Origin of the sequence: Rahnella perminowiae (assembly GCF_019049755.1) — a bacterium.
In the GTDB taxonomy this organism is placed as follows: domain Bacteria; phylum Pseudomonadota; class Gammaproteobacteria; order Enterobacterales; family Enterobacteriaceae; genus Rahnella; species Rahnella perminowiae.
Genome location: NZ_JAFMOS010000340.1, coordinates 1 through 5413 on the forward strand (window position 1 = coordinate 1; position 5413 = coordinate 5413).

Annotated in this window: 3 protein-coding genes; 2 read left to right on the forward strand and 1 reads right to left on the reverse strand. The window is 51.0% G+C overall.

Annotated features, from left to right (window positions below; genetic code table 11):
* Window positions 1-745 precede the first annotated feature (745 nt).
* Window positions 746-2014 carry a 4-aminobutyrate--2-oxoglutarate transaminase gene (locus tag J1785_RS03690; RefSeq protein ID WP_217218844.1) on the forward strand — a complete coding sequence of 423 codons (1269 nt, stop codon included), beginning with the start codon at window positions 746-748 and terminating at the stop codon, window positions 2012-2014.
* Window positions 2015-2254: 240 nt separating this feature from the next.
* Here J1785_RS03690 and J1785_RS03695 read toward each other — a convergent pair whose 3' ends face one another.
* Window positions 2255-3712, reverse strand: coding sequence for a sugar porter family MFS transporter (locus tag J1785_RS03695; protein WP_217218845.1), 1458 nt, complete (start codon window positions 3710-3712; stop codon window positions 2255-2257).
* Window positions 3713-4064: 352 nt separating this feature from the next.
* Between J1785_RS03695 and fabV the strand changes: the two genes are divergently transcribed.
* Complete coding sequence (fabV, locus tag J1785_RS03700; RefSeq protein ID WP_129953373.1) at window positions 4065-5261, forward strand: enoyl-ACP reductase FabV; 1197 nt, start codon at window positions 4065-4067, stop codon at window positions 5259-5261.
* The last annotated feature ends 152 nt before the right edge of the window (window positions 5262-5413 follow it).

Sequence of the window (5413 nt, forward strand, 5' to 3'; positions counted from 1 at the left end):
GAGTGATGGGATTGCAACAGCCGGTACGAGCAGTGCTGGGATTACAGGATAGTATCCTGAGACTAGCAGGATTCTTGAATCCCGAGGTTACACTAATGCGTTATAAGTATCACAGGATTATAAGATTGGAGTTGGCCAGGATTACACTATTGCGAGAATGATAGCTTACAGAATTCAAGGATTATATGATTTCAGGATTATAAGATTATACAGGGAAAGGATGCATGCATGGAGGAGGGGGATTTCGAGATTCTATGATAATAGGATTCTGAGAACCCACCATTCAGTGATTCAGTGATTCAGTGATTCAGTGATTCAGTGATTCAGTGATTACAGGATTTTAAGATTCAGTGATTAATGTATCGCAATATCTGGCACCCTGAAATATTCAGGCCGCGAGGTGCATCACCGGACCGGGCGGCTAATCCAGCCCTATGACAAGGTCTCTTGAGGACGGTAAACGTTGCTGGCTGAAATACTGTCATCAAAAATATAGCCTGTTGTCATACCTGATAAACCTTTTTGCTCAGTGTGCCGGACCAGGCACCAGAAAACTCAGTGAGACGCTGCATAATGAGGCCAGAAAGCAATGAGCGCAAAAGTGGAACCTCAAAATAAATAGAACGGGTTCTGGATTATAGGGCCGCTGATGGGATAAAAAACAAGAACAGGTTGCTATTCAGACAAGTTGTTCAACGTGTAACCGGCAATCTAAAAATCATCAACCTGCAGGCAGGAGCAAAAGATGAATCACAGTGAACTGGAAAAACGCCGTCAAGAAGCGACACCACGGGGTGTCGGTGTAATGTGTGATTTCTATGCGGCGAAGGCGGAAAACGCCACATTATGGGATGAGCACGGGCGTGAATACATCGATTTCACCGCCGGGATCGCGGTACTGAACACGGGGCATCGTCACCCGAAAATCGTAGAAGCCATCCGTAACCAGCTTGACCTGTTCACACACACAGCCTACCAGATTGTGCCTTACGCCAGTTTTGTGAAACTGGCTGAACGCATCAATACAATTTCACCGGTAAGCGGCAAAGCGAAAACGACATTCTTCAGTACCGGCGCGGAAGCCGTCGAAAACGCGGTGAAAATTGCCCGTTCCGCCACCGGCCGTCCCGGTATCATTACTTTCTCCGGTGCATTTCATGGTCGCACGCTGCTGACTCTGGCACTGACCGGCAAAGTGATACCCTACAAAGCGGGCTTCGGGCCGTTCCCTGCTTCGGTCTTCCATGCCCAATATCCAAACGCCGTTCAGGGGGTTACCACTGAAATGGCACTTGAAAGTATTGAGCGCATTTTCCGCAGCGATATCGCGCCGCAGCAGATTGCCGCGATCTTGTATGAACCGGTACAAGGTGAGGGCGGTTTCAATATCGCACCGGAAGAGTTTGTGAAAGGTCTCCGCGAAATCTGTGACCGTCACGGCATCGTGATGATTGCGGATGAAGTGCAAAGCGGGTTTGCCCGCACCGGCAAAATGTTCGCCTCAGAATATTATCCGGATGCCAAACCGGACATCGTCACCATCGCGAAAAGTCTTGGCGGTGGTTTGCCCATCTCGGGTGTAACGGGGCGCGCCGCACTGATGGACGCGCCGGAACCGGGGGGACTTGGTGGCACTTATGCGGGGAATCCACTGGCTGTAGCTTCTGCGCTAGCAGTCCTGGATATCATTGAAGAAGAAAAACTGTGCCAGCGTGCTAACCGTCTGGGCGCTGAGCTCACCGAAGTGCTGAAGAGAGCCAAAGCGGGTTGCGCAGCGTTGGTGGATGTCCGTGGTCAGGGGTCAATGGTGGCGGCTGAATTTAACGATCCGGTCACCGGCAAGCCATCGGCTGAACTGACAAGACAGTATTTGCATAAAGCACTGGACGCAGGATTGCTGATGCTCAGCTGTGGTGTGAACGGTAATGTGATCCGTTTCCTCTATCCGCTGACCATACCTGATATGCAGTTCAAAAAGGCGCTGGCCATTTTGTCCCGGGTGCTGGCTGACTGAGAACACTGATATAAAACCTGTTGCGCCACTACCGTCTGGTATTAATGTTCTTCACGTTGCGGCAGGTGATTATCTTTAAGCATAACAACAAAGTGCCTATACCCCGGACAGGGAACAGGCTGCAGAAACGATCATACAATAGGGTGCATCAAATATAGGGGCAGGGGAGGCTTCTCTGACCTTTGGCGCCCCTGTCCGGCCAGGTAACATGCCGGCCGGACAGGGATTAACATCACAAACTTAACTTCCCGCTTCCTGCGGAGCTGGATCATCCTGTAAGTGCTTTTTAAAGTGTTTTTCAATCTGCTCTAACGTTTTGCCCTGCGTTTCCGGCGCAAAAATAATGGCAAATATCCCGCCTGCGACGCCGATGGCGGCAAAGCAGAAGAATGACATCGTCAGCCCGATAGATTCCAGCATAATCGGGAACATAAAGGCGATGGAGAAATTGGTCATTTGCATGGCAAATACCGATACGCCATTTGCCATGCCGCGGATGCGCATCGGAAAAATTTCCGATAACAACAGCCAGGTGACAGGCGATAGCGCACCTTGCTGGAAGCATAGGAAAACCAGCATGCCGCCTAAGACCAGATAACTGCGCACGGTATCCGGATGCCCGTTCACCGTTTCCGGCATCAGCCAGGTGATCAGCCCTATTGCCAGCAACGTACAGGTACAGCCAATTTGCCCGGTCAGTAACAGCGGACGACGACCAAAGCGGCTCAGTAACATAATGCCGACAAACGTCATCAGTACTGAGATCACACCGTTAGCGATGGTGGCGAGCAGGGAGGCATTGGTGCTCAGTCCGGTGGCCTGTAACATCGTTGGCGCATAGAACATGATGGTGTTGACGCCGGAAAGCTGCTGCAGCATGGCAATACCAATTCCCAGAAAGACCAGGCGTTTCATCCAGACAGAGATGGTTTTCTGACGGCGGGAATGTTTCTCGCTTCTGGAGCTCATGGAACTGCGGATTTCGCTTAGTTCTTTCTCCACTTTACTGGCTTTGCGGGTACGTTCCAGCACGTCACGCGCTTCGCGATAGCGGCCGTGCATGGCATACCAGCGTGGTGTATCAGGCAGGAAAAGCATCCCGACCCATAACACGACAGCCGGAACGCAGGCGACACCCAGCATCCAGCGCCAGGTGGTTTCGCCACCCCACACTTCGTTGATGGCCGCGTTACTGGTGTACGCAATCAGCTGACCGGAAACAATCATCAGTTCCTGTAACGTCACGAACTGCCAGCGGCGATGAGAGGGCACGATTTCCGCAATATATATCGGTACAATCGCTGCCGCGCCACCGACCGCCAGACCCAGAATAAACCGGCAGATAATCATTATCACGACGTTGGGTGCCGTAGCACAGCCGAGCGAACCGGCCATAAAGATCAGCGCCATTACCAGAATGACTTTTTTACGCCCGAAACGGTCGGCCACGCGACCCGCGCACACTGCACCTACGGCTGAGCCCAGTATCAGAAAACTGGTGACCATCCCGGTTGTTAAGGATGTCAGATGCAGATCGTGCTTCATGAACAGCAAAGCACCGGCAATAACCCCGGTATCGTAGCCAAAAAGTAAGCCACCCAGGGTGGCTATAAAGGCAATGACTTTTACCAGCGGTTCAGTCGGTTGCGGGGCTTTCGCCGCCTCATCCTGACCGCCACTGTTTATTTTCTTACTCACAGATGCTCCCTAATCATGACTTTATTATGGTTTTTGTGTGATTCAGATCACACGTTATAAATCTAACGCATAATCCGGATTTTGAAAGGAGACGGGAGAAATGAAGGGGAAACAAGGCTTCTGGTGCTGAATTTTCAGAAAATAGGTAACCTGCCGCAGGCACGCGGTCACAACTGAATTACACTCAGCAGAGCAATTTTTTGTCTGTTTTTTCCGCTTTCTGAGCAAACGACCCCCATTCACGGGTCAGAGAAGTCTGTTTACGCGGCGATAAAGCGTCAGGTTTTGCCTGAAACGGCGCAAACCTATATTCTATCGGCCAATTTACTGAGACAGTTGCAATGAGGTCTATATGATTATCAAACCACGCATTCGTGGCTTTATCTGTGTTACTGCCCATCCGGAAGGTTGCAAGGCGAACGTTAAAGAACAAATCGACTATGTTACCGCACAAGGTAAAATCGCAGGCGGTCCTAAAAAAGTCCTGGTGATCGGCGCTTCGACCGGTTACGGCCTCGCTGCCCGCATCTCTGCTGCTTTCGGTTCTGACGCTTCCACGCTGGGCATCTTCTTCGAACGTCCGGGCGATGAGTCTAAAACCGCCACTGCAGGCTGGTACAACTCAGCCGCATTCGAAGAATTTGCCGATGCGAAAGGCCTGTACGCAAAAAGCATCAACGGCGATGCGTTCTCCGATGAAGTGAAGCAAAAGACTATTGAGCTGATCAAACAAGATTTGGGTCAGGTTGATCTGGTGGTTTACAGCCTGGCTGCACCGCGCCGCACCCATCCTAAAACCGGTGAAGTGTTCAACTCCACCCTGAAACCAATCGGTAAACAAGTCACTATTCGCGGCATCAATACCGACAAAGAAACCATCAACGAAACCACGCTGGAACCGGCAACCCCGGAAGAAATCGCGGGCACCGTGGCAGTGATGGGGGGCGAAGACTGGCAGATGTGGATCGACGACCTGAAAGCTGCCGGTGTGCTGGCTGAAGGCGCGAAAACCACGGCATTCACCTACCTGGGTGAAGAAGTGACGCAGGATATTTACTGGAACGGTTCTATCGGTGAAGCGAAGAAGGATCTGGACAAACGTGTTCTGGATATCCGCAGCACACTGGCAGAACAGGGCGGTGATGCACGCGTTTCCGTACTGAAAGCCGTTGTGACGCAGGCGAGTTCTGCTATTCCGGTGATGCCGCTGTACCTTTCACTGCTGTTCAAAGTGATGAAAGAAAAGGGCACCCACGAAGGATGTATCGAGCAGGTTTACGGTCTGTACAAAGACAGCCTGTACGGCGCTGAGCCGCTGGTCGATAACGAAGGGCGTCTGCGCGCTGACCTCAAAGAGATCGCGCCGGAAGTGCAGGAAGAAGTCGGTAAACTGTGGAATGAAGTCACTAACGACAACATCGCTGAACTGACTGATTTTGCGGGTTATAAAAGCGAGTTCATGCGTCTGTTCGGCTTTGGCCTGAACGGTGTTGATTACGCTGCCGATACCAATCCGGACGTGAAAATCAAACATCTGATCCAGATGTAATGTGATTTAACATACAGAGATGACTGAAACCCGCATTCGCCGAAAGGTGGGTGTGGGTTTTTTTATCAACACTTCACGCAGTTTTTAGTAGATTCTAAAAAGCCACTTTTGAAAGCGGCTTTTATAATCAAATAATTCACTCAACCGTATTT

Coding starts and splice junctions, on each gene's coding strand:
- J1785_RS03690 (WP_217218844.1), top strand. CDS start 746: ATGAATCACAGTGAACTGGAAAAACGCCGTCAAGAAGCGACACCACGG.
- fabV (WP_129953373.1), top strand. CDS start 4,065: ATGATTATCAAACCACGCATTCGTGGCTTTATCTGTGTTACTGCCCAT.